The 23,796-nt window shown below is 61.5% G+C and carries 22 protein-coding genes, 2 tRNA genes and 2 pseudogenes; 15 read left to right on the forward strand and 11 right to left on the reverse strand.

All coding sequences use genetic code 11. The features are described from left to right. Positions 1-16: 16 nt before the first annotated feature. A complete protein-coding gene (queC, locus tag CAG00_RS21100) occupies positions 17-691 on the forward strand; it encodes a 7-cyano-7-deazaguanine synthase QueC (RefSeq protein ID WP_013973801.1) in 675 nt (224 codons plus the stop codon). A 60-nt stretch (positions 692-751) separates the two neighbouring features. Next, positions 752-827 (forward strand) — tRNA-Lys (locus CAG00_RS21105). A 233-nt stretch (positions 828-1,060) separates the two neighbouring features. Here the strand turns inward: CAG00_RS21105 and CAG00_RS21110 are convergent. From CAG00_RS21110 to CAG00_RS21120, 4 genes and pseudogenes are all read right to left on the reverse strand, one after another. Further along, positions 1,061-2,020 (reverse strand): cation diffusion facilitator family transporter, encoded by a 960-nt coding sequence (locus tag CAG00_RS21110; RefSeq protein WP_085665255.1) that lies wholly within the window; start codon positions 2,018-2,020, stop codon positions 1,061-1,063. A 147-nt stretch (positions 2,021-2,167) separates the two neighbouring features. Next, the gene (locus CAG00_RS29335) at positions 2,168-2,923 is read right to left on the reverse strand and encodes a methyl-accepting chemotaxis protein (RefSeq protein ID WP_371858046.1); all 756 of its coding nucleotides are present in this window, start codon (positions 2,921-2,923) and stop codon (positions 2,168-2,170) included. Between the two features lie 102 nt (positions 2,924-3,025). Beyond that, a pseudogene (locus CAG00_RS29340) lies at positions 3,026-4,231 on the reverse strand (HAMP domain-containing protein); the annotation flags it as partial. Positions 4,232-4,297: 66 nt separating this feature from the next. Beyond that, on the reverse strand, positions 4,298-5,650 hold the full coding sequence (locus CAG00_RS21120) for an APC family permease (RefSeq protein WP_075046057.1): 1,353 nt from the start codon (positions 5,648-5,650) through the stop codon (positions 4,298-4,300). A gap of 444 nt (positions 5,651-6,094) precedes the next feature. Here CAG00_RS21120 and CAG00_RS21125 point away from each other — a divergent pair, with 444 nt between their 5' ends. Together CAG00_RS21125 and nadA are read left to right on the forward strand one after the other, a co-directional pair. Next, on the forward strand, positions 6,095-7,603 hold the full coding sequence (locus CAG00_RS21125) for a YdgA family protein (protein WP_085665257.1): 1,509 nt from the start codon (positions 6,095-6,097) through the stop codon (positions 7,601-7,603). Between the two features lie 296 nt (positions 7,604-7,899). Next, a complete protein-coding gene (nadA, locus tag CAG00_RS21130; RefSeq protein ID WP_003254747.1) occupies positions 7,900-8,958 on the forward strand; it encodes a quinolinate synthase NadA in 1,059 nt (352 codons plus the stop codon). A 109-nt stretch (positions 8,959-9,067) separates the two neighbouring features. Here the strand turns inward: nadA and CAG00_RS21135 are convergent, their stop codons facing one another. Next, entirely contained in the window at positions 9,068-10,504 is a 1,437-nt protein-coding gene (locus tag CAG00_RS21135) for a M48 family metalloprotease (protein WP_025340255.1), read from the reverse strand. A 122-nt stretch (positions 10,505-10,626) separates the two neighbouring features. Between CAG00_RS21135 and CAG00_RS21140 the strand changes: the two genes are divergently transcribed. Together CAG00_RS21140 and CAG00_RS21145 are read left to right on the forward strand one after the other, a co-directional pair. Then, positions 10,627-10,866, forward strand: a complete 240-nt coding sequence (locus CAG00_RS21140; protein WP_004375233.1) for a sulfurtransferase TusA family protein — start codon at positions 10,627-10,629, stop codon at positions 10,864-10,866. Positions 10,867-10,885: 19 nt separating this feature from the next. Next, complete coding sequence (locus tag CAG00_RS21145; RefSeq protein WP_015271461.1) at positions 10,886-11,956, forward strand: AI-2E family transporter; 1,071 nt, start codon at positions 10,886-10,888, stop codon at positions 11,954-11,956. Between the two features lie 114 nt (positions 11,957-12,070). On the opposite strand, the gene CAG00_RS21150 is transcribed toward CAG00_RS21145, so the two are convergent. Next, a complete protein-coding gene (locus CAG00_RS21150; RefSeq protein WP_013973794.1) occupies positions 12,071-12,544 on the reverse strand; it encodes a peroxiredoxin in 474 nt (157 codons plus the stop codon). An 11-nt stretch (positions 12,545-12,555) separates the two neighbouring features. Next, complete coding sequence (locus CAG00_RS21155) at positions 12,556-13,116, reverse strand: glycine cleavage system protein R (RefSeq protein ID WP_013973793.1); 561 nt, start codon at positions 13,114-13,116, stop codon at positions 12,556-12,558. A gap of 259 nt (positions 13,117-13,375) precedes the next feature. Here CAG00_RS21155 and dapA point away from each other — a divergent pair, with 259 nt between their 5' ends. The 7 genes from dapA to CAG00_RS21190 all read left to right on the forward strand — a co-directional run bounded on the left by dapA (position 13,376) and on the right by CAG00_RS21190 (position 19,075). After that, positions 13,376-14,263, forward strand: coding sequence for a 4-hydroxy-tetrahydrodipicolinate synthase (dapA, locus tag CAG00_RS21160; RefSeq protein WP_025340253.1), 888 nt, complete (start codon positions 13,376-13,378; stop codon positions 14,261-14,263). A 15-nt stretch (positions 14,264-14,278) separates the two neighbouring features. Next, the gene (gene bamC, locus CAG00_RS21165) at positions 14,279-15,400 is read left to right on the forward strand and encodes an outer membrane protein assembly factor BamC (RefSeq protein WP_004375223.1); all 1,122 of its coding nucleotides are present in this window, start codon (positions 14,279-14,281) and stop codon (positions 15,398-15,400) included. Beyond that, positions 15,401-16,159, forward strand: coding sequence for an MBL fold metallo-hydrolase (locus CAG00_RS21170; protein ID WP_012273748.1), 759 nt, complete (start codon positions 15,401-15,403; stop codon positions 16,157-16,159). A gap of 30 nt (positions 16,160-16,189) precedes the next feature. Continuing rightward, on the forward strand, positions 16,190-16,900 hold the full coding sequence (gene purC, locus CAG00_RS21175; protein WP_004375217.1) for a phosphoribosylaminoimidazolesuccinocarboxamide synthase: 711 nt from the start codon (positions 16,190-16,192) through the stop codon (positions 16,898-16,900). A 91-nt stretch (positions 16,901-16,991) separates the two neighbouring features. Further along, a tRNA-Ser gene (locus tag CAG00_RS21180) sits at positions 16,992-17,081 on the forward strand. Between the two features lie 301 nt (positions 17,082-17,382). Beyond that, entirely contained in the window at positions 17,383-18,003 is a 621-nt protein-coding gene (locus tag CAG00_RS21185) for a DUF4433 domain-containing protein (protein WP_063913089.1), read from the forward strand. Further along, positions 17,987-19,075, forward strand: a complete 1,089-nt coding sequence (locus CAG00_RS21190) for a macro domain-containing protein (protein ID WP_085665259.1) — start codon at positions 17,987-17,989, stop codon at positions 19,073-19,075. The genes CAG00_RS21185 and CAG00_RS21190 overlap by 17 nt, the downstream gene beginning before the upstream one ends. Before the next feature lie 348 nt (positions 19,076-19,423). Here the strand turns inward: CAG00_RS21190 and CAG00_RS29150 are convergent. The 4 genes and pseudogenes from CAG00_RS29150 to CAG00_RS21210 form a co-directional block, all read right to left on the reverse strand. Next, positions 19,424-19,600: pseudogene (locus CAG00_RS29150) on the reverse strand (putative addiction module antidote protein); the annotation flags it as partial. Further along, positions 19,597-19,869 (reverse strand): DUF3077 domain-containing protein, encoded by a 273-nt coding sequence (locus CAG00_RS21200; protein WP_085665261.1) that lies wholly within the window; start codon positions 19,867-19,869, stop codon positions 19,597-19,599. The pseudogene CAG00_RS29150 and the gene CAG00_RS21200, both read right to left, overlap by 4 nt. A 73-nt stretch (positions 19,870-19,942) precedes the next feature. After that, positions 19,943-20,206 carry a hypothetical protein gene (locus CAG00_RS21205; protein ID WP_085665262.1) on the reverse strand — a complete coding sequence of 88 codons (264 nt, stop codon included), beginning with the start codon at positions 20,204-20,206 and terminating at the stop codon, positions 19,943-19,945. A gap of 440 nt (positions 20,207-20,646) precedes the next feature. Continuing rightward, complete coding sequence (locus CAG00_RS21210; protein WP_025340245.1) at positions 20,647-21,264, reverse strand: LysE family transporter; 618 nt, start codon at positions 21,262-21,264, stop codon at positions 20,647-20,649. A 257-nt stretch (positions 21,265-21,521) separates the two neighbouring features. Here CAG00_RS21210 and CAG00_RS21215 point away from each other — a divergent pair, with 257 nt between their 5' ends. Together CAG00_RS21215 and mqo are read left to right on the forward strand one after the other, a co-directional pair. Then, entirely contained in the window at positions 21,522-21,713 is a 192-nt protein-coding gene (locus CAG00_RS21215) for a YhfL family protein (protein ID WP_003254720.1), read from the forward strand. A gap of 328 nt (positions 21,714-22,041) precedes the next feature. Continuing rightward, entirely contained in the window at positions 22,042-23,679 is a 1,638-nt protein-coding gene (mqo, locus tag CAG00_RS21220) for a malate dehydrogenase (quinone) (RefSeq protein WP_075046052.1), read from the forward strand. Positions 23,680-23,796 lie beyond the last annotated feature (117 nt).

Consider the following 23,796-nt stretch of genomic DNA (forward strand, 5'->3'; position numbering starts at 1 on the left):
TGAGGAGCAAGCACACATGACCGACAAACGCGCAGTAATCCTGCTGTCCGGCGGCCTGGACTCGGCCACCGTGGTTGCCATGGCCAAGGCCGAAGGCTACAGCTGCTACACCATGAGTTTCGACTACGGCCAGCGCCACCGCGCCGAACTGAACGCCGCCGCCCGCGTTGCCCGCGACCTGGGCGTGGTCGAGCACAAGGTTATTGGCCTGAACCTGGATGGCATCGGCGGCTCGGCATTGACCGACAGCAGCATCGACGTGCCGGAAACCCCGGGTGAAGGCATCCCGGTCACCTATGTGCCAGCGCGCAACACCGTGTTCCTGTCCCTGGCCCTGGGCTGGGCAGAGGTGCTGGAAGCCCGTGACATCTTCATTGGTGTGAATGCCGTGGATTACTCCGGCTACCCCGATTGCCGCCCCGAGTTCGTCGAAGCCTTCGAGCGCATGGCCAACCTGGCGACCAAGGCTGGCGTCGAAGGGCAGGGCTTCCGCATCCAGGCGCCGCTGCAGAACATGAGCAAGGCGCAGATCGTGCAGGCCGGTATGGCTCGCGGCGTGGACTACAGCCTGACCGTTTCCTGCTACCAGGCCGACGATGACGGCCGTGCTTGCGGCAAATGCGACAGTTGCCGCCTGCGTGCCGACGGCTTCAAGGCCGCCGGAGTCGAAGATCCGACGCGGTATTTTTGAAAAAAGTTTGATGGGGTGTTGATTTCCCGTTAGAAATCAGTATTATACGCGCCATCCAACGGGTCGTTAGCTCAGTTGGTAGAGCAGTTGGCTTTTAACCAATTGGTCGTAGGTTCGAATCCTACACGACCCACCATACGCAGTACGTCAAAGCCCGCTACCGGCAACGGTGGCGGGCTTTTTCGTTTTCCGTTGGCCGAGTTTTATTGCTCGGTTTGCGCGATCGACTGTAGGAGCGGCCTTGCGTCGCGATCGGGCTGCGCAGCAGCCCCAGGGTTTCAGCAAAAATGCACAAATTGCTGGGGCTGCTGCGCAGCCCGATCGCGACGCAAGGCCGCTCCTACAGGGGCTGCGCAGACTCCAGATGGCTTACTCAGCCCACTCCGGATCCCCGGTAAACACCACCGTCAGCCAACGGTCCGGCCCTTCACCACCCACGGCATCACCGATCTCGTTACGCCACGCATCCCATTCATCGATGGTTTTCGCGGCCATGGCCTTCGGCACGATGAAATACAGTTCGATCTCCCGCGAGCGCCCGACCTTGGCCACATAGGCGCGGTACGACTGCAACCCATGGCGTGCGACGAAGGCCTTGGCGACTTCATCCACGTGCAGCTTGAGGTCGCCAGGGGTCACCAGGAAAATTTCCGAAAGGGCCTGGCGCACCACCGACATCGGCAACGGCACGATCACCAGGCAGACCAGCGCCAGCACCGCCGGGTCGATATACGGCGACACCCACTCCAGCGATGTGCCCTGCACCGCATAGCCAAAGCAGAAGGCGATCAGCAGCGCGGCGGTGATGCTGGCCGACATCACCCAGCCCTTGACGTCCATGCGCACGAAATCCGAGCCCAGCTTGCGGTTGGCGCGGGCCTCGACAATGGCGATGGTCACGCAGGCGATCACGGTCAGCACCGCGTAGACCATGGCGATGCCGAACTCCAGGTGGCGCCCGCCTTGCAGCAGGCTGCTGACGGCGTTGATCAGCGCATAGATGGCCACGCCGCTGAGCAGGATGCCGTTGAGCGCCAGCACCATCGGCTCCAGGTGCCAGAAGCCCATGGTGAAGCGCTCGCGCAACTTGCGTGACATCTGCACGCTGGTGGTGTGCGCGGTAATCAGCCTGACCACCACCAGCGACAGCCCGCTCATGCTGGCATCGACCAGCGAATAGACGCCGTCGAACACGATGGAGAACGAGCCGGAGGCCAGACCGAAGGCGATGCCGATGATGGCGATGAAGAGGGTGACGGCGATCGAGGTGCGTAACAGGCCCTGTTCGCTGGTGATGTCGAAGAAGGAAAATCTGGTTGGGGTTTGCATGATTGTGCTCGGTAAATAGCCCTGCTGCTATGTTGTATGTGCTGGCCCCTTCGCGGGTAAACCCGCTCCCACAGGGTTATGCTCTGACCTTGAAGGCAGCGCCGGACCTTGTGGGAGCGGGTTCACCCGCGAAGAGGCCCTGACAGGTTAGACGCGGAACTGCTCCATCAGCGCCTGCTGCTGGTTGGCCAGCCGGTTCAGGGCCTGGCTGATCCGAGCCGACTCATCGGCCTGGCCTGCCAGCGATTCGGTCACATCGCGAATGCCGGCCACATTGCGGTTCACCTCTTCGGCTACGGCGCTCTGCTCTTCAGCCGCCGAGGCAATCTGCAGGTTCATGTCGCTGATCACCGCCACTGCCTCGCCAATACGTTGTAGCGCCGGCAGCGCCTGTTCCATCCGCGCGGCGCTGTCCTGGGCCTGGCGCTGGCCTTCGTGCATGGCGCCCACCACATCCTGGGTGCCTTGCTGCAAGCCTTCGATGACCTGGCGAATTTCCTCCACTGACACCTGGGTGCGCTGGGCCAGGCCACGCACTTCATCGGCCACCACGGCAAAACCACGCCCGGCTTCGCCTGCGCGGGCGGCTTCGATGGCGGCGTTGAGTGCCAGCAGGTTGGTCTGCTCGGCAATGGTGCGGATCACTTCCAGCACCGAACCGATTTGCCCGCTGCGGCCTTCCAGTGCGCGTGCCTCGCCCATGGCGGTGTTCATGCCGGCGGCCAGGCGGTCGATGCCCTGGCGGGTGCTGTCGATCAGTTGCAGGCCCTCGCGGCTGGCTTGGTCGGCAGCGCGTGCGGCCTGGGCCGCCTGCGAAGCGTTATGGGCGACATCCAGAGCGGTGGCGCTCATTTCATTGGCGGCGGTGGCCACCTGTTCGATTTCGCGGTGCTGTTGCTGCATGCCGTTGCTGGTCTGGCTGGCGATGGCTGCGGACTGGTCGGCGGTGCCGCGGGCTTCCTGCAGTGAGCCTTTGACCTGGGCTATGACCGGCTGCAGTTTGTCGAGAAAACGGTTGAACCAACCGGTAAGCTGGCCCAGTTCGTCCTGGCGGGCGTAGTCCAGGCGGCGGGTAAGGTCGCCTTCGCCGCTGGCGATGTCTTCCAGGCGCGCGGCCACGGCCAGGATTGGCCGGGTCACCCCGCGCGCGGTCAGCCACACCAGCAGCAAACCGACTACCGCAGCGCCCAGGCCAACCAGCAGGCTGGTGAGGTTGGCGCTGTGGTTGTGCGCATCCAGGCGCTGGTTGAGGGTGACGGAAGGCGCCTGCAGCACGCTTTCCGGCAGTTCCAGCAATACCTGCCAAGGGGCGGCATCAGGGATTGGCGTGAACGGGTGGGCAACACGCAGCAGGCCGTCGGCTACCGCCTTGTCCATGGGCTCGCCGAGCTTGCTGTCGTCGCGGCTGTTGCCGGCCAGCAGGCCGGCCGCGCTGGCGATACTGACCTGGCCCTGGCCGTCGAACAGCTCCTGGCGGCCTTCCAGGCTCAGCTGTTGCAGGTTGGCCAGGCCGATGTCCAGGCCGACCACGCCGACCACCTTGCCGTGCTCCAGCAGCGGCAGGGCGATGCTGGTCATCAGCACCTGGCGGCCATTCACTTCGTCGAGGTATGGCTCGAGCATGCAGGTTCTGGCAGTGTCCTGCGGGCAGGTCAGCCAGCGGTTCTTCGCCACACCGTTGCTGCCGATGCTGGCGTCACCAAGCATCGATTCCGGCATGGCTTCAAGCTCCAGGGTGCCGGGGCGGGGTTGTGACCAGTAAAGCGAGAAGCGCCCGCTCTCATTGCTGCCCATTGCATCCTGGCCGAGGTACTGGCTGTCCGGGTCCAGGGCGTTGGGCTGGAACACCAGGTACAGGCCGATCACATCCGGGTTGCCGGCCAGGCTGGCGCGGGCCTGGCGCGTCAGTTCGGCGCGCAGGTCGTTGCCGCCACGGGCCTTGAGCACCTGCACCAGGCGGGCAAAGCCATTGCCGTACTGGTAGGCGTCCATGAAATAGCGCTGGATGCGCAGGGCCTGGGTTTCGGCATGGGCCTGCAGGCGCAGGCGTGCGCTGCTGTCGAGCATTTCGGTGTTGGCCTGGTTGACCAATGCCGCGCTGCGCCGCGCCTGGGCCAGCGATGTGGTTACCAGCAGGGCGACAATGGCCAGCAGGCACAGGCCGGCGAGCAGGGTGATCTTCCACTGGATGGAGAGGCGACGCAGCGGCATGAGGGCTTTCCTTTTCGATCAAATGCAACGCCCGCGATCAGGCGCGGGCGTTGTCGGCAGCATGGGTCATTCAGCGATGTAGTTGGGCGGGGAGTCCCTGAAGGCTTTGGTCAGCCAGGCCAGGTACAGCAGGCCGAGCAGTGCCCAGACGCCACCGAACAGCAGCGAGTGTGCGTTCAGGTCCAGCCACAGCGAGACGATGATGCAGAAGCCGATGGTGGGTGCCACCAGGTATGTCAGCTGGTTGGCCAGGCCCTGGCGCTTGCCTTCGCGCAGGTAGCAGTGGTTGATCACCGACAGGTTGACGAAGCTGAACGCGACCAGCGCACCGAAGTTGATGATCGAGGTGGCGGTGACCAGGTCGAAGAAGATCGCCGATAGCGAAATCAGCCCCACCACCGCGATGTTCAGCACCGGCGTCTTGTAGCGTGAGTGCAGGCGGGCGAACAGGCTGGCCGGGATCACGTTGTCGCGGCCCATCACGTACAGCAGGCGCGACACGCTGGTCTGCGAGGCCAGGCCCGAGGCGATGGTGTTGATCACGGTGCAGGCGATGAAGATCGATTGGAACAACTTGCCGCCGACGTACAGGGCGATTTCCGGCAGTGCCGCTTCCTGGTCGTGGAAGCGGGACATGGTCGGGAAGTAGGCCTGGATGAAGTACGACACGGTGATGAACACCAGGCCGCCAATCAGGGCGGTGAGGAAGATCGCGCGAGGGATGGTCTTGCCCGGGTCGCGGGTTTCTTCGGACAGGCAGGTGACCGCGTCGAAGCCGAGGAACGAGAAGCACAGGATGGTCGCACCGGCGGCCAGGGCGCTGAGCTGGGTCTGGTCGTCGGCGAACGGCAGCAGGCTCCAGGCGGTACCCAACCCTTCACCCTGGTCCAGGCCGCGCACGCACAGGTAGATGAACACGGCGATGATCGCCACCTGCACGGCCACGAACAGCAGGTTGAAGTGCGCCACCAGGTTCACGCTGCGCATGTTGATCAGGCTGATCAGGGTGACGAAGCCAGCCACCCACATCCACTCCGGTACTTCCGGGAACATGGCCGAAAGGTACAGCTTGGCCAGCAAGGCGTTGACCATTGGCAGCAGCAGGTAGTCCAGCAACGACGACCAGCCGACCAGGAAGCCGACGTGCGGGTTGATCGCACGTTGGGTGTAGGTGTAGGCCGAGCCCGATTGCGGGAAGCGCCTTACCAGGGTGCCGTAGCTCACGGCGGTGAACAGGATCCCGGCCAGTGCCAGGATGTAGGCGCTGGGTACGTGGCCGGCAGTAATCCCGGAAACGATACCGAAGGTGTCGAACACGGTCATCGGGGTCAGGTAGGCCAGGCCGATGATGATCACGTGCCAGAGGCGCAGGGTTTTACGGAGTTGGCCGTTGCCGGAAGCGCTGTGGTCAGGCTGCATGCTGGCATGGCTCCTGCGGCTGGGCGTAAACGGCGGGCACGGTGTACTGCGCATGCGGCAAGGGCGAGCGGGTGGGCTCCATGTTGTTCACCTTTATTGTTGGAGCAGCGGGGGCGCGGGGGAGCGCGCAAAGTGGTGAAAATAAAAAACGATGGGTAGCTTAGTGTCAAGTTAAACATGACAAGATGTTGCTGTTTTGAAATATTTATCGATTAAAGTGGGGTTTTGTTCGGTTTTTGCGCGTTTTTTTGCGGTTATGATCAATTCTGGTGTTCGCAAAAATTAACGAATGCCGTCTCCCTTGGAAGGTCTGTCAGGCGTTTCCCAAAAACCGGATTTCTCGAGCCTGGCCAGCGCCAGGGCTGGGTTGCAGTGGTACTCTTGGCGTCCTGTGTGGCCCTTGGCCGCCTACGAAGCCCATATGGACAGCAATCGGTTCTATTCATGAAGAAATCAGTTGGCATCCTTTCCGGCCTGGCTATCGCCATCGCCGTCGCAACCACCGCTGGCGCCTGGTACACCGGCAAGCAGCTGCCTGCGGAGCTGGACAACGCCCTGGTCCGCAGCAACGCGGAACTCAAGAAGGCCCTGGTGAGCACCGGTGGCAGCATGAGCATCGAACGCGTGTCGCTGGAGCAGCATTTCTTCAGCAGTACCGCCCAGTACCGGCTCAAGGCCCGCGATATCAACCTGGGCGAAGGCGAAGTGGTGAATTTCGACGTTGGCGTGACCGACCAGATCGAGCACGGCCCGTTCCCCTGGTCGCGGGTAAAGGCACTGAAGCTGATGCCGGTGCTGGCAGTCAGCAACAGCACGCTGCAGAAGGACGACGCCACCGCGCCGTGGTTCGCCGCAGCGGGCGAGCAGGCCCCGGTGAGCGCACAGACCAGCCTGGGCTACGACGGCAATGTGGTCAGCCAGGTGCAGCTGGCACCGGTCAAGCTCGACGAAGCGGATGGCAACAGCCTCGATTTCTCGGGCATGCAACTGCAAGTCAGTGGTGACCAGGAAGGCAAGGCCTCGAGCTTCCACGGCCAGGCCGATCGGTTCGTGATGAAACTGGTACGCGATGACCAGCCGCCTGCCACCTTCGAGCTCAATGGCCTGAAGGTCGGCGGCCAACTGGCGGCCACCGCGCACCAGGCCATCTACGTAGGCAACGTCGACTTGGCGCTGGCCGAAACCAAGGTCACCCTGGGGCCCAAACAGCAGGTGCTGGTGGTCAAGGGGCTGGAGCAGAACGCCCTGCAAACCCTTGACGGCCCGGATACCGTGGGTGGCCGCGTGGAGTACAAGGTCGGGGATATCACCTGGGATGGCCGTGCGGTGGGCAAGGCGCAGATGGCGGTGAGCATCACGTCGGTCAACGCGCCGGCGCTACAGGCGTTGTCGACGTGGTACCAGGCGCATCTGCCGGAATTCGAGGCCGCAGCTGCCGCTGGCCAGCCGGCGCCGGAAATCCAGATGGACGATGAGGAGAAGGCCAGGTTCCAGGGCGAGCTGCAGAGACTGCTGGCTGCCAAGCCCCGGGTGGCGGTGGAAAACCTGTCGTTCAGGACCGCCAATGGCGAAAGCCGCTTTGACCTGTCGATGGGCTTCGCCGCCCCGGCCAGCTTCGACCTGCCGCCAGACCAGTTGAGCAAGCAACTGATCACCGAGGTGAAGAGCAAGCTGTCGTTGTCCAAGCCGATGATCGGTGACCTGGCAACCTTGCAGGCACTGCTGGATGGCCAGACCGACGCCCAGGCAATTGCCATGCAATCGAGCCAGGCCGGGGAAATGGTCGGCATGATGGCGCTGCAGAGTGGCATGGCCACCGTGCAGGGCAATGATGTGGTGAGCAGCCTGCACTATGCCGACGGCATGGTCGACTTCAACGGCAAGAAGATGACCGTGGAAGAGTTCGCCATGCTCATGGCGGCGCAGCTGGCGGCCCTGTCGCCGCAGGGCTGATCGTTTCTCCTGTTCCGGCCTCTTCGCGGGCGCGCCCGCTCCCACAGGTTACTCTTTGCCCCCGAGGGCAGCGCTGTACCTGTGGGAGCGGGCGTGCCCGCGAAGAGGCCAGCACAGGCAACACAAAAACCACTTTAGAAATCGCTGGATTGTCTGTAGCCTTCGGCCTCCGATAATAATCCGCGCCCGCAGAGGGCCGTGGCGGCCTTCGTGCCGTCCGGCACCCTTAGCCGATCTGTCAGGGCCGGGTGATACACTCGATTTGACGCGCGCACGCGCCTGCAGGTCCAGCGATCATGACCCAGATTTCCGAACGCCTGTTGGTTCAGGCCCACCTCGACGCCAAGCAGCCAAACCCGCTGACAGCCGAGCAGGAGGCCGAATACCGTGCGGCCATCGCTGCCGAGCTCAAGGCCCAGAACGCCGTGCTGGTCGCCCACTATTACTGCGACCCGGTCATCCAGGCGCTGGCCGAAGAAACCGGCGGCTGCGTGTCCGACTCGCTGGAAATGGCCCGCTTCGGCAAGAACCACCCGGCCGAAACCGTGATCGTTGCCGGTGTGCGCTTCATGGGCGAGACGGCGAAAATCCTAACCCCGGAAAAGCGCGTGCTGATGCCGACCCTGGAGGCCACCTGCTCGCTCGACCTGGGCTGCCCGGTAGAAGAGTTCTCGGCCTTCTGCGACCAGCACCCCGAGCGTACCGTGGTGGTCTACGCCAACACTTCCGCTGCCGTGAAGGCCCGCGCCGACTGGGTGGTGACCTCGAGCTGCGCACTGGAAATCGTCGAAAGCCTGATGGACAACGGCGAAACCATCATCTGGGGCCCGGACCAGCACCTGGGGCGTTACATCCAGAAGCAAACCGGTGCCGACATGCTGCTGTGGGACGGTGCCTGCATCGTTCACGAAGAGTTCAAGTCGCGCCAGTTGGCCGACATGAAGGCGCTGTACCCGGATGCGGCGATTCTGGTCCACCCCGAGTCGCCGGAAGCGGTGATCGAGCTGGCCGATGCGGTGGGCTCCACCAGCCAGCTGATCAAGGCTGCCCAGACCCTGCCGAACAAGACCTTCATCGTCGCCACCGACCGCGGCATCTTCTACAAGATGCAGCAGCTGTGCCCGGACAAGGAGTTCGTCGAAGCACCCACCGCCGGTAACGGCGCGGCATGCCGCAGCTGCGCGCACTGCCCGTGGATGGCGATGAACACCCTGGAGCGTGTGCTGGATTGCCTGCGTAATGGCACGAACGAGATCTTTGTCGACCCGGCGCTGGTGCCGAAGGCGATCAAGCCGCTGAACCGGATGCTGGACTTTACCCAGGCAGCGCGCCTGAAGTTGTCCGGGAACGCCTGACGCCAGACCGCGTCGCTTTCATCGCGGGTAAACCCGCTCCCACAGGTACAGCGCAGCGCTCACGGGCGGTGCGGTCCCTGTGGGAGCGGGTTTACCCGCGAAAGGGCCCTCAACGCCCCATCATTTCCTGAACCATGCGCTGCTGCTCCATGATCTCGCGCTGGCGCTGGTCAATCTGTGCCGCCAGCGGGAAGTTCCCACCCGACCTGCGCTTGGCGTAATCCAGCTGCTGGATGGCCTGGTCGAAATCGCCCACCAGGGTGAAGTACTCGGCCCGCGCCCGGTGCAAGCCAATGGTATTGCCTGAAAGGCCCCGCACTTCGGCCATGTCGTACCACACGTCCGGGTCATCCGGCCGGCTCTTCACCAGTTCGTTCAGCACCTTTTCCGCCTCGGCGGGCTTGTTCAGCTTCACCAGCAGATCGGCACGCACCTGTTTCAGCGGGTAGTTGCCCGGATACAACCCCTGCATGCGTTCGGCGCGCTGCTGTGCGTCGGCCAGGCGGTTGTTGGTGATGTCCAGGTCGATCTGCGCCAGGTTGTAGGTAATGTCGTTGGGTGCCTTGGCCAGCAGCGGCTTGAGCAGTTCACGCGCCTCGTTCAGCTGGCCGCCCTTGATCTGCGCCAGGGCCAGGCCGTAACGCGCGGCGTCCAGCTTGGGGTCTTCGTCCAGCTGGGCGCGGAAGCGTTTGGCCGCCAGCCCCGGGGTGCCTTCGTAGGTCAGCGCCACCCGGGCACGGATCAGCTGGTAGCGCATGCTGTCCTCGACGCCGCCCTTGGGGGCCTGCTCGGCACGGTTGCGGGTGTCGGCGATACGCGACTCGGTTACCGGGTGGGTCAGCAGGAATTCCGGCGGCTTGGCGTCGTAGCGGTACTGCCGGGCCAGGCGCTCGAACATGGTCGGCATGTTGCGCGGGTCGTAGCCGGCCTTTTCCAGGTTCTGGATGCCGATGCGGTCGGCTTCCTGTTCGTTCTGCCGCGAGAAGCGCCGCTGTTCCTGGATCGCCGCTGCCTGGGTGCCGGCGATCACACCGATACCGGCATCACCGCCGCCACCGGCCGCCAGCACGATGCCGGCCAGCAGCGCTGCCATCATCGGCAGTTGCATGCGCTGCTGGGCCTCGACGCCGCGGGCGAAGTGGCGCTGCGACAAGTGCGCCAGTTCGTGGGCCAGTACCGAGGCGTACTCGCCTTCGGTCTGGGCGTTGAGGAACAGCCCGCCGTTGACCCCGACGATGCCGCCGGGGGCGGCAAAGGCGTTGAGCTCGCGGCTATCGATGAGGATGAATTCCAGGCGGCGGTCCTGCAGCTGGCTGGTTTCGGCCAGGCGGTACACGCTGGTTTCGACGTAATCCTTCAGCTGCGGGTCGTTGAGCTGGTTGACCTGGCCGCGCAGCAGGCTCAGCCAGGCACGGCCAAGCTGGTGCTCCTGTTGTGGCGAGACGATCGCGGAACTGGCGTCGCCCAGTGATGGCAGGTCGTCAGCATGGCCGGGAAGGGCCAACAGGCAGGCCAGCGTCAGCAGGGTAGGGCGCAGTAGATTCATGCATGAAGCTCGCGTCGGTCAAAGATACCTACTGTAGCGGGCTCACACGTTGGCGACCAGTGGCGCTATCCTAGCCGGCCAAATCCAGATACAGCCTGGCAATGCCTTTGGAGAGCCCCGCAATGAGTGAAACCCTGACCTGTGACGCCGAACTGGACGCCAGCGGGCTGAATTGCCCTTTGCCGCTGCTGAAGGCCAAGATGGAGCTCAACCGCCTGGCCAGCGGCGCGGTGCTCAAGGTAATCGCCACCGACGCCGGCTCCCAGCGCGACTTCCGCACTTTCGCCCAGTTGGCCGGTCATACCCTGCTGCGGGAAACGGCCGAGGCCGGTACCTACACTTACTGGCTGCGCAAGGCCTGAGTCTTTCCAAGGATCGTCAATGTTCAAAGTGCTTCGCGACTGGATGCAGCGCTACTTCTCCGATGAGGAAGCGGTGGTGCTGGCGGTCCTGTTGTTCCTGGCTTTTACTGCGGTACTAACCCTGGGTGGCATGCTTGCGCCGGTGCTGGCGGGCATGGTGCTGGCGTTTCTGATGCAGGGGCTGGTCAATGCCCTGGAGCGCTTGCGGGTACCCACCCGGTTGGCGGTGATGCTGGTGTTCGCCCTGTTCATGGGCGCGCTGGCGGTGTTCATGCTGGTGCTGGTGCCGCTGCTGTGGCACCAGTTGATCACCCTGTTCAACGAACTGCCGGGCATGCTCGGCAAGTGGCAGTCGCTGCTGTTGCTGTTGCCCGAGCGCTACCCGCACCTGGTGTCGGACGAGCAGGTGCTGCATGCCATCGAGTCGGTGCGCGGGGAAATCGGCAAGTTCGGCCAGTGGGCGCTGACCTTCTCGCTATCGAGCCTGCCGCTGCTGGTCAACGCCATGATCTACCTGGTACTGGTGCCGATCCTGGTGTTTTTCTTTCTCAAGGACCGCGAACTGATCGGCCGTTGGGTAAGCGGCTACCTGCCACGCCAACGCAGCCTGCTGAACCGGGTGGGCAGCGAGATGAACCGGCAGATCGCCAACTACATCCGCGGCAAGGGCATCGAGATCCTGATCTGCGGCATTGCCACCTACATCGCCTTCATCAGTCTGGGGCTCAACTACGCCGCGTTGCTGGCGCTGTTGGTGGGGCTGTCGGTGGTGGTGCCTTACGTGGGCGCGGTGGTGGTGACCGTGCCGGTGACGTTGATCGCACTGTTCCAGTGGGGCTGGGGTGACCAGTTCATCTACCTGATGACGGTGTACGCGATCATCCAGGCGCTGGACGGCAACGTGCTGGTGCCGCTGCTGTTCTCCGAGGCGGTGAGCCTGCACCCGGTGGCGATCATCTGCGCGGTGTTGCTGTTTGGCGGGTTGTGGGGGTTCTGGGGGATCTTCTTTGCCATCCCGCTGGCGACCTTGATCAAGGCCGTGCTGGATGCCTGGCCGCGGCAGGAGCCTAGCGTGTCACCAATGCTGTAATTTTGGGGCTGCTTTGCAGCCCATCGCGACACAAGGCCGCTCCTACAGGGATACGCGATTTCCTGTAGGAGCGGCCTCGTGTCGCGAAAGGGGCGCAAAGCGCCCCCAACGATCTCAAGCCTTGTTCAGGGCCTGGGCAGCAGCCAGTACTGCATCCACATGCCCGGGCACCTTCACCCCGCGCCATTCCTGGCGCAGCACACCGTCCTTGTCGATCAGGAAGGTGCTGCGGTCAACGCCCATGTATTCCTTGCCATACAGCTTCTTCAGCTTGATCACGTCGAACAGCTGGCACAGGGCTTCGTCCTTGTCGCTGATCAGCTCGAACGGGAAGCCTTGCTTGGCCTTGAAGTTCTCGTGCGACTTGATGCCATCGCGCGATACGCCGAACACCACGGTGTTGGCTGCGGCAAAGGCATCGTGCTGGTCACGGAAACCCTGGCCTTCGGTGGTGCAGCCCGGGGTGCTGTCCTTCGGGTAGAAGTACACCACCACTTGCCGGCCCTTGAGTTCGGCCAGGCTGACGGTTTGCCCGCTGGTGGCCTGGGCCTGGAAGTCGGCAACGGGTTGGTCGAGTGCTACGGCCATGGTCGGTTTCCTTACATTGGGTTCTGTGGACGCCATGGCTCGATCAGCGCATCGAGGTTCAGGGCATCGGCAAAGTCCAGGAACTGGTCACGCAGCCAGCTGATCTGGGTGCCGGCCGGCAGAATCACGGTGAACTGGGCATTGAGCATGCTGCTGCCGGTCTGCGGTGCCAGGTAGGTATCGCAGGTCATGGCTTCCAGCTCGACGCGGTGGTCGAGGAAGAACTGGCACAGCTCGTTGATGATGTCCGGCCGGTAGGCGGCGCTGACGTAGGCCACGTAGGGCAGGGCCTGCGGGCGCACTTCCTGGTCGGCGCTGCGCACCACGTCCAGGGTCAGGCCGTGCTTCTTGCCCAGGCCCGGCAGCATGGCTTCGAGGCGCGCCAGGGCGTCCCAGCTGCCACCTACCTGCAGTACCAGGGCGCTGGTCTCGCCGTGGCGGCTCAGGCGCGAGGTGACCACCGCGCAGCGGTTTTCGAAGGCAGCGCGGCTGAGGACGTTGGCCAGCTCCATGGGGTTGGGGCCCAGGGCACTGATGACAAGGAATTGTTCGCGGACGGTGGGGGTGGACATGCAGCATTCCTAAAGCGATGAGCGGTCGGCACAGGACGGGCGAAAGCCTCCTGTCGGCAGGGCCCGGGGCTCGCATGCGAGGTCGTGGACGCTGGCGGGGAGCAAGGTCGACGGCCCGGCGGGCCGCGCTGCACCGATCAAAGCATCAAGGGTAGCGAAATAAGGCGCCGAGGGGAATGCTCCGCCCGCCTGCTTCGCTTGTGCAAGGCCGATGCCCCCAGTACCATTACCGCTCTCTTTTTCCGGCAGGAGCAGTTACATGATTGCGGGCAGTATGGTGGCATTGGTCACTCCCATGGATGCACAAGGGCGTCTCGACTGGGAAAGCCTCGACAAACTTGTAGACTTCCACCTGGAAAACGGCACCCATGCGATCGTCGCTGTCGGCACCACCGGTGAGTCCGCCACGCTGGATGTCGAAGAACACATCCTGGTCATCAAGCACGTGGTCGAGCGCGTCAAGCGCAGCACCCGCCGCATCCCGGTCATCGCCGGTACCGGTGCCAACTCCACTGCCGAAGCCGTGCACCTGACCCAGAACGCCAAGAGCGCCGGCGCCGACGCCTGCCTGCTGGTAGTGCCGTACTACAACAAGCCGACGCAAGAAGGCCTGTACCAGCACTTCAAGCACATCGCCGAAGCCGTCGACATCCCGCAGATCCTCTACAACGTACCCGGCCGCACCTCCTGCGACATGCAGGCCGATACCGTGATCCGCCTGTCGAAGGTCAAGAACATCATCGGTATCAAGGAAGCCACCGGCGACCTGGTACGCGCCAAGGCCATCCTCGATGGCGTCGACAAAGACTTCATCGTCATGTCCGGCGACGACCCGACCGCCGTCGAGCTGATCCTGATGGGCGGCAAGGGCAACATTTCCGTCACTGCCAACGTCGCCCCGCGCGAAATGGCCGACCTGTGCGAGGCCGCCCTTGAGGGCAATGCCGAGAAGGCCCGCGCAATCAACGAAAAACTCATGCCGCTGCACAAAGACCTGTTCTGCGAGTCCAACCCGATCCCGGTGAAATGGGCACTCGTCGAAATGGGCCTGATGCACAAAGGCATTCGCCTGCCGCTGACCTGGCTGAGCGAAGGCTGCCACGAAAAAGTCCGTACTGCCTTGCGCCAGTCCGGCGTACTGGTTTAAGAGGAAGTACACCGCATGAAGCGACTGGCTGGTCTTTCCGCCCTTGCCCTGATCATCTCCAGCACCAGTGGGTGTGGCTGGCTGTGGGGCGAGGATGGCTATTTCCGCGACCGCGGCAGCGATTACCTGCAGGCGCGCCCGACTGCGCCGATGCAGCTGCCGCCGGACGCCAGCAACGTCAAGCGCCTTGACCCGCTGCTGCCGATCCCGCGCAACGTCGCCGACGACAGCGCTACCGGCGAGTTCGAGGTGCCGCGCCCGCAACCGATGACCGGTGGCGCCGCCCAGGTTACCGACTACAGCCTGCAGCGCAGCGGCAGCAGCCGTTGGGTGCTGGCCCAGCATTCGCCGGCCGAAGTATGGCCGGTGGCTCGCCAGTTCTTCGAGGACAACGGCTTCCGCATCGCCGAAGAGCGCCCGCAGACTGGTGAATTCAACACCACCTGGCAGCGTTTCGACGAACTGTCGGCTTCGCTCGGCCAGCGCCTGGCCAGCACTGCCAGCAGCGCTGACAGCGAAGTGCGCGTGCGTGTGCGCATGGAGCCTGGCGTGCAGCGCAACACCTCCGAGGTGTATGTGGTCAGCGTCGAGCGCCCGGCCGGCAGCACTGCCGAGCCCGATTTCCCGTCCACCTCCAGCAACACCGGTGCCGATGCCCTGCTGGTCGACGAAATGCTTGCCAGCATGAACCGCAGCGCCGAGAAGGGCGGTTCGGTATCGCTGCTGGCCGCGCGCGATTTCGACGCGCCAAGCCGCGTCAGCCTGAGCGAAGACGGCAGCGGCAACCCGGTGCTGTACCTGGGCGCCGACCTGGACCGCGCCTGGTCCAGCGTGGGCCGTGCCCTGGAGCAGGGTGGCGAGTGGCGTGTCGAGGACATCAACCGCAGCCTGGGCCTGTACTACATCAACCTGTCTGAAAAGCCTGAAGACAAGCAGAACCAGCCTGGCTTCTTCGGCCGCATGTTCGGCAGCGAGCCGACCAAGGAAGAGCGTGAAGCCCGTGCCGAGCGCTACCAGGTTCGCCTGAGCAAGGTGGGTGAGAGCGTGCAGGTCACGGTCGAGAAGAACATCAACACCGTGGCCCCGGCCGATGTCGCCCGCCGCGTGCTGAGCGCCATTCAGGACCACCTGGGCTAAGTGCGCTTCGCGGTACTCGGAAGCGGCAGCCAGGGAAACGGCACGCTGATCGCCAGTGGTGACACGTTCATCCTGGTCGATTGCGGGTTTTCCCTGCGCGAGACCGAGCGGCGCCTGGCGCTGCTCGGCGTGTCGGCCGCCCAGCTCAGTGCGGTACTGGTCACCCACGAACATGCCGACCACGTGCATGGGGTCGGCTTGCTGTCACGGCGCTACAATGTACCGGTCTACCTCAGCCAGGGGACCTTGCGCGGCATGCGCAAGCCGGTGGAGGTGGCCGGTTTTCTCGCTTGTGGCGAAAGCCTGCGTATCGGCAGCCTGGAAGTGACCGCGGCGCGGGTCGAGCACGACGCCTACGAGCCGCTGCAGTACGTGGTCAGCGACGGCCAGCGGCGCTTCGGCATGCTGACCGACCTGGGCTCGTACGACGCGCTGCTGCTGGAGCGTTACCAGGGCCTGGATGCACTGCTGATCGAGGCCAACCACTGCCGCGACCTGCTGGCACGCGGTCACTACCCGGCCTTCCTGAAGCAGCGGGTGGGTGGCATGCAAGGGCATTTGAACAATCACCAGGCCGCGCGCCTGGTGCACGAGTTGGGCTGGAGCAACCTGCAACACCTGGTGCTGGCCCACCTCAGCAGCAAGAACAACCTGCCACACTTGGCTCGCCAGTGCTTCGTCGACACCCTTGGGTGCGACCCGGACTGGCTCCAGGTGGCGAATCAGGAACACGGGCTCGACTGGCGCGAAATCGCCTAGCCCAACACCTCAAGCAAGCGGAGCCCAATCATGGAAAAACGCGACGAACTCTACCGCGGCAAGGCCAAATCGGTTTACAAGACCGACGACGCCGACCGCTTGATCCTGCTGTTCCGTAACGACACTTCGGCGTTCGACGGCAAGCGTATCGAACAGCTCGACCGCAAAGGCATGGTGAACAACAAGTTCAACGCCTTCATCATGCAGAAACTGGAAGAAGCCGGCGTGCCGACCCAGTTCGACAAGCTGCTGGGCGACAACGAGTGCCTGGTGAAGAAGCTGGACATGATCCCGGTCGAGTGCGTGGTGCGCAACTACGCCGCCGGCAGCCTGGTCAAGCGCCTGGGCGTGGAGGAGGGCATCAAGCTGGAGCCGTCCACCTTCGAGCTGTTCCTGAAGAACGACGAGAAGGGCGATCCCTTCATCAACGAATCCCACGTTGTCGCGTTCGGCTGGGGCACCGCCGAGCAGCTGGCCGAAATGAAAAAGCTGTCGCTGAAGGTCAACGAAGTGCTGAGCAAGCTGTTCGATGACGCCGGCCTGCTGCTGGTCGACTTCAAGCTGGAGTTCGGCGTATTCCACGGCCAGATCGTGCTGGGCGACGAGTTCAGCCCGGACGGCTGCCGCCTGTGGGACAAAGAGACCCGCAAGAAGATGGACAAGGACCGCTTCCGCCAGGGCCTGGGCGACGTGATCGAAGCCTACGAAGAAGTTGCCAAGCGCCTGGGCGTGCCGCTGTAAGCGGCACGTTCACGCAAGCGCCTGATACCACGCGATTTTTTTTAAAAAAAGGTTTGCGTTTTAAAAGAACGCTGGTATGATGCGCGGCATTGGAGAGATGCCGGAGTGGTCGAACGGGACGGATTCGAAATCCGTTGTACTGGCAACAGTACCTAGGGTTCAAATCCCTATCTCTCCGCCATATATCGAAAAGCCCCGCAGGTTAACTTCTGCGGGGCTTTTCGTTTTCTGGGTTGTACTGCCCATTTGTACTACTTTGGAACTGTCGTCGCTGACAGGTCGGCTGGTGCGTATGGTGGGAAGCGATTGAGTGATCTCACCGTCCTTGGCGTCACGCTGATCGACAGTTGTGAGCTGGTGAAAACTCAGCAGAAAGCACATACTATTTGCCCTAAACAAGGACAGTTCAGGGCTCGCGCCTTCGTGTCGGTGTCACGGTCGTCGAGCGGACTGGCTACTCAATGCCAACCCGGGCGCGATCTATGACATCCAGACCTGAAGACGTACTGATCTATCACATCACAGATATTGCCAATCTACCTGGGATAATCGCTTCCGGCCTTCAGTCAGATGCCGTGATGGTTCAATCAGGGCAGCACTCAGTTATTGGCTACGATCACATCAAGCTTCGTAGGCTCCAAGAAATAGGTGTAGGCTGCTGTGGGCCTCGGTATGTCGGGGAGTTTGTGCCCTTCTATTTTTGTCCGCGTACTCCAATGCTCTACACCGTCAACAGAGGTAACACCGGCAAGCCCGAAGGATGTCAGAGTGACATCGTGCATTTGGTGAGCTCCGTCGGTACTGGTGTTGGGCTTCAACGAGAATGGGCCTTCAGCGACGGCAACGCTGGCGCTTACCATACGGATTTTTATAACGATATTAGTAAGCTAGCTGACTTGGATTGGTCCACAATCAATGCCAAGTATTGGGGAGAAAAACGGCACCAAAAACAGTCAGAATTCTTGGTGGCGGAGCAGTTCCCTTGGCAGGGTATCCATTTCATTGGCTGCTACAATCAGGCGGCGGTTGAGAGAGTGCAAGAGATCGTGCGCAATTCGACGCATCAGCCTGAGGTGAGAGTCAAAAATGACTGGTACTTCTAAAATGATCAAGCTTAGCAAAGGCAACCTTCTAACAGCACCTACTGAAGCGTTAGTGAATACCGTGAACACGGAAGGTGTCATGGGTAAAGGTATCGCGTTGCAATTCAAGCAGGCGTTTCCTAGCATGTTCAAAAGCTATCAGGATGCTTGCAAAAATGATGCCGTTCGGCTGGGTAAAGTTCATATCTTTGATCTTGGCGGGTTGGTTGGAGGTCCGCGTTGGATTATAAACTTTCCAACCAAAGGGCATTGGAAGTCAAAAAGTAAACTTGAGAATATTCAAAGCGGCCTTGATGATTTAGTTCGTAAGGTGAATGAATTGCATATTAAGTCTATTGCAATTCCTCCACTTGGTTGCGGGTTGGGTGGCCTAAAATGGGAAGAGGTTCAGCCCGCAATTGAAGAGGCATTTTCAGTTTTGCCAGATGTTGAGGTGCTGCTGTACCCTCCGTCTGGTGCACCTGTAGCAAAAGAAATGCCAAATAGAACAGAGCGTCCCAAAATGACTGACGGTCGTGCCGCACTGATTCTTTTAATGGACCGCTATCTCAAAGGGCTTCTGGATCCATTTGTCAGTTTGTTAGAAGTTCATAAGCTGATGTATTTCTTGCAGGAAAGTGGCAAGCCTCTTCGGCTGCAGTTTGAGGCCAAGCAGTTTGGCCCATATGCTAAGAATCTCAGGCAAGTACTGATAAAACTAGACGGTCACTTTATCCATGGCTACGGAGACGGTCAGGACGACCCCACCAAACCGTTGGAGCTGAAGGCGGGCTCTATCGAAGAAGCGGAGCAGTTTTTGTGCGAAGATGTCGAAACTATGCATCGAATGGAAAGGGTTGCCGAGTTAATTGATGGGTTTGAAGATCCGTATGGAATGGAGCTACTTAGCACCGTTCATTGGGTTATGTGTAATGCCCCTGGAGCCAAAGATGATCCTGAACAGGCAGTCAAGGCGGTACATGGCTGGAGCGAGCGGAAGAGAGCTTATCTAAAGCCCTCTCACCTAGAAAGAGCTTGGCATCGACTGAAGGAGTTGAATTGGGATGCGGAGTCTCGAAGCAGCACCTGCTAGAATTTTATTGCGGTAAGGCTCTAACTCTCAGCCACACATCGAAAAACCTCTCAGTTTCAAATCTGTGGGGTTTTCCGTTTCTGCATTTAATTTTGATACATTTTCGTAAGCGCTGTACTTGGCGCTTACTGATGTATCCGGCAGTATTGATCTCCAATCGCGCCCGATCCTCTGGTGCTGGCTTGGTCCGGCATTACGTTCGGGCCTTCTTATTTCTGGGGAATGGATTTTGCACTGCTGGGCTCCCGCAGAGGTGGTCTTTCCAAGTACTGCGCTTGGGATTTGGTACCCCGCAGCTGTAGGCCTGCGGGGCTGTTTCGTTGCGGGACAGGTAGTAATCGGCTACTGCACGCGTGTTGTCTTTGAGACTTCTCTCAACGCTTGCTTCAGAACGTAAACATCATTAGTCTTCATGGCTTCTTGCAGAAATACATTTATCGTTTCGGGGCTATCGAGAAACCGGGAAGCCTCGAAACGCTTGGTGTTGCTCAAATCCAAGTCGAGAATTGGCATATCGACGTTCATCTTTTCATCATCCCCAATTCAGCATCATCCAGCAGCGCCTTGGCCATCGCACTCAGGTAATGCGAGGCCCAGATCAGCTTCTGGTCGCCATCCATCAAACCGGTGATGATCAGGTCGCGGACGTAGCCCATCAGTTCGGATGCCTGTTCGCGGGCGTCCTGGCAGGGAATGCCGGGCTCGATGCGGAACAGCGGGTGGGTGTTGTTTTCGCCTTGGTAGAAGCAGGTCTTGCCGACTGTGGTGGGTTGCTTTGTGTCGTCGGTGGGCATTGTTTTTCTCCCTGGAATCTTGGGTGTCTGTGCCGGCCTCTTCGCGGGCGTGCCCGCGAAGAGGCCAGGCCTGCTAGTGCAAAGTTCTTAGCTCAGCCGGTAAATGGGCCTGCATCTGCAATTGCATCAATGCGGACTCGACCAGGCCCTGTACCGCCTCCATTTCATGGATCACGGCTTGCATCACGATCGAACTTGGGGCCGTGGGTTTGAGTTGCACGGATTGGCGGGCCACGAACAGGGCGCAGAGTACGTACTCTGAGGACTGGACCAGCGTGTCTTGCAGAGCCTGGGTGGAATCGAGGGAGTGGGGTGGATCGGGGACCATCTTGCGCATAGTTAGCTCCAGAGTCAGTCGAGCTGCTACGGACTTGCTGTCAAACAAGAGGGTGGCAGCGGTACGCGGGTTGACAGACCGAGGACTCCGGAGACTCGGCGCACACGAGGTGCCCCACGTACTGCCGCCATAACGGGTGTACGTGCACGGAGAAGTTGTCGGCCTGTCAAAGCCGGTCGTTGAGTTGACAACGACAAGCCGAGACTAGAGCGCGACCTAATCCGTCGCAACAGTTTGAGCGGGTTGGCAGTATGTTTGGGAAATGGCCTACAAGGAAGGGGATAATTCTGAGTTTCAGCTGTAGGACTGGGGGCCGCTTTGCGGCCCATCGCGACACAAGGCCGCTCCTACAGGGGATCGCGCACAGGTCCAGCCTGGTGCGATCGCTTGTAGGAGCGGCCTTGTGTCGCGAAAGGGGCGCAAAGCGCCCCCCAGGGCCTTCAGCGCATTGCCGCCAGTTTGATGCCGAACCCCACCAGGCAAGCCCCCGCCAACCGCTCGAACATATTGGCAATCCGCGGATTGGCGCGCATGCGCTCGGCCAACTGGTGCGTCAGCACCACGGCAATCAACCCGTACAGGAAGGTCACCACTGCCACTGTCGCCGCGAGGAAGCCGAAGGTCACCAGCCCCTGGTGCTTCACCGGGTCGACGAACAGCGGGAAGAACGCCATGTAGAACATGATCGCCTTGGGGTTGAGCAGGGTGATCATCATGGTCTGGCGCAGGTACTGGCCGTTGTCCATGCGGCTGGCCCGCGGCGCGCCTCCGGGTTTGCTCAGCAGCATGCGCAGGCCCAGGTAGGCCAGGTACGCAGCACCGGCCCACTGCACCACGTGGAAGGCGGCAGGGTAGGCCGCCAGCAGGGTGGCAACGCCGGCCACCGCCAGCCACAGCAGCACCTGGTCACCCAGGATCACCCCGCACGTCGCGGCCATGCCGGCCTTGATCCCGCCCTTGCCGGTGGCGGTGATCAGGGCGAAGTTGCCCGGGCCGGGGATGGCCAGGACGATGATGAAGGCGATGACGAACGCGCCGTAGTCGGTGACGCCGAGCATGGGGAACTCCTGTTGGTGGTGCGTAGGCAGAGCTCAAGACTATCGTCGCCACCGGCCCGCTTTTCAACCGTCTACCAGGAAATTGGAAACAAGCTCTGAATTTTCAGAAGTGCGAGAAATTTCCTACAAGGGCAACTTGTTGTTGCACACGTGCAACCAGCCAGTGCACTTTGCGACTTGGATCCAATGCCTAGGTTCTGTATCATCCCGCCGCCATCAGAATGATGGCCGAAGATGATTCATTTAAAGGACTTAGTATGAAAAAGCTGTTCAAGGCTACCGTAGCCGTTGCTGTCGTTTCGGGTGTTGCCCTGCTGTCGGGTTGCACTGGCCAGGTTTACAACCAGCCGAAAAACTGCACCTACGACTACCTGTTCCACCCTTCGGTTTCCATCTCCAAGATCATCGGTGGCTGCGGCCCGATCGATAAGCTGCCTCAGCAGCAGTAATCTTGGCGGTACCCTGATCGCGACGCTTGCGGCGTGATCCAAGGCCCCCGGTCATTTACGTGATCGGGGGTTTTTGTTTTTCCGCGTGACAATCTGCCACTGAGGCAACCCGTCGCCTTGACGCTCCGGGTGGCAATTTGTTTGTGCTGGCATTTGAGCTACAATCGGAAAAACGATTCAGCCTTGTCGGTCAATTCGACAAAAGGCCGAGTCGTTTTCTGGTTCTCTGGCTGCTGAACAATGATCAACAACAAGCCTGCGCTGCAGAACATGCTTTACTTGGGCCAGCCACAGGCCCACCCCCTGTTCTCCTGACTGGAATCGATCAATGTTCAAGAAAGCTGGCAAGACCTTGCTGGGTCTGGCTGTCGCTGCAAGCGTCATGCAAGCGCACGCCGCAGAAACCAAGAAAGTAGATGTGCTGCTGGTCGGCGGCGGCATCATGAGCTCGACCCTGGCCGTGTGGTTGCACGAGCTGGAGCCAAGCTGGTCGATGGAAATGGTCGAGCGCCTGGATGGCGTGGCCGAAGAAAGCTCCAACGGCTGGAACAACGCCGGTACCGGCCACTCCGCGCTGGCCGAGCTGAACTACACCCCGGAAGACAAGGACGGCAACGTCAATATCACCAAGGCCATCGAAATCAACGAGGCCTTCCAGATCTCCCGTCAGTTCTGGTCGTGGCAGGTCCGCCAGGGCGTGCTGAAGAACCCGCATTCGTTCATCAACACCACGCCGCACATGAGCTTCGTGTGGGGCGATGACAACATCAAGTTCCTGAAGAAGCGTTACGACGCACTGCAGGCCAGCCCGCTGTTCCGCCCGATGCAGTACTCCGAGGACCACGCGCAGATCGCCAAGTGGGTCCCGCTGATGATGGAAGGCCGCGATCCTAACCAGAAGCTGGCCGTGACCTGGACGCCAATCGGCACCGACGTCAACTTCGGCGAGATCACCCGCCAGTTTGTCGGCCACCTGAAAACCCAGGAAAACTTCGACCTGAAGCTGTCCAGCGAAGTGCAGGACATCACCCGCAACAAGGACGGCTCGTGGCACGTCGAGTACAAGAACCTGAAGGACGGTAGCGAATCGGCCACTGACGCCAAGTTCCTGTTCATCGGTGCCGGCGGCGGCGCGCTGAAGCTGCTGCAGAAGTCGGGCATTCCTGAAGCCAAGGAATACGCAGGCTTCCCGGTGGGCGGCTCGTTCCTGGTGACCGAGAACCCGACCGTGGCCATGCAGCACATGGCCAAGGCCTACGGCATCGCCTCGACCGGTGCGCCACCCATGTCGGTTCCGCACTTGGACACCCGCGTGCTGGATGGCAAGCGCGTGATCCTGTTCGGCCCATTCGCCACCTTCTCGACCAAGTTCCTGAAGAACGGCTCGTACCTGGACCTGCTGAGCAGCACCACCACCCACAACGTGTGGCCGATGACCAAGGTCGGCATCGATCAGTATCCGCTGGTGGAATACCTCGCTGGCCAGCTGATGCTGTCTGACGACGACCGCTTCGAAGCCCTGCGCACCTACTTCCCGAACGCCAAGAAGGAAGACTGGCGCCTGTGGCAGGCCGGTCAGCGCGTGCAGATCATCAAGCGTGATGCCGAGAAGGGCGGCGTGCTGAAGCTGGGCACCGAAGTGGTCGCTTCCGAAGACCGCACCATCGCCGGCCTGCTGGGTGCATCGCCAGGTGCTTCGACTGCGGCACCGATCATGCTGAACGTGCTGGAAACCGTGTTCAAGGAGAAGGTCGCTACCCCTGAGTGGCAGGCCAAGATCAAGCAGATCGTGCCGAGCTACGGCACCAAGCTGAACGACTCGGCGGCGGCCACCCAGAAAGAGTGGAACTACACCGCTGAAGTGCTGCAGCTCGAGAAGCCACCGGTGATCGACGAAAGCGTCGGCACCACGGTTGCACCGAGCCAGCCGGTCGAGAGCAAGCCTGAGAATGACATGGCGCTGTAATTGGCCATTGTTGTGACAGAAGCCACGGGGGAGACCTCGTGGCTTTTTTGTTGCCTGTTCCGGCCCTTTCGCGGGTAAACCCGCTCCCACAGGGACCGCGCTGGCCACAGGCTTGGC

It is taken from the genome of Pseudomonas sp. B5(2017) (assembly GCF_002112825.1).
Classification (GTDB): Bacteria; Pseudomonadota; Gammaproteobacteria; order Pseudomonadales; family Pseudomonadaceae; genus Aquipseudomonas; species Aquipseudomonas putida_Z.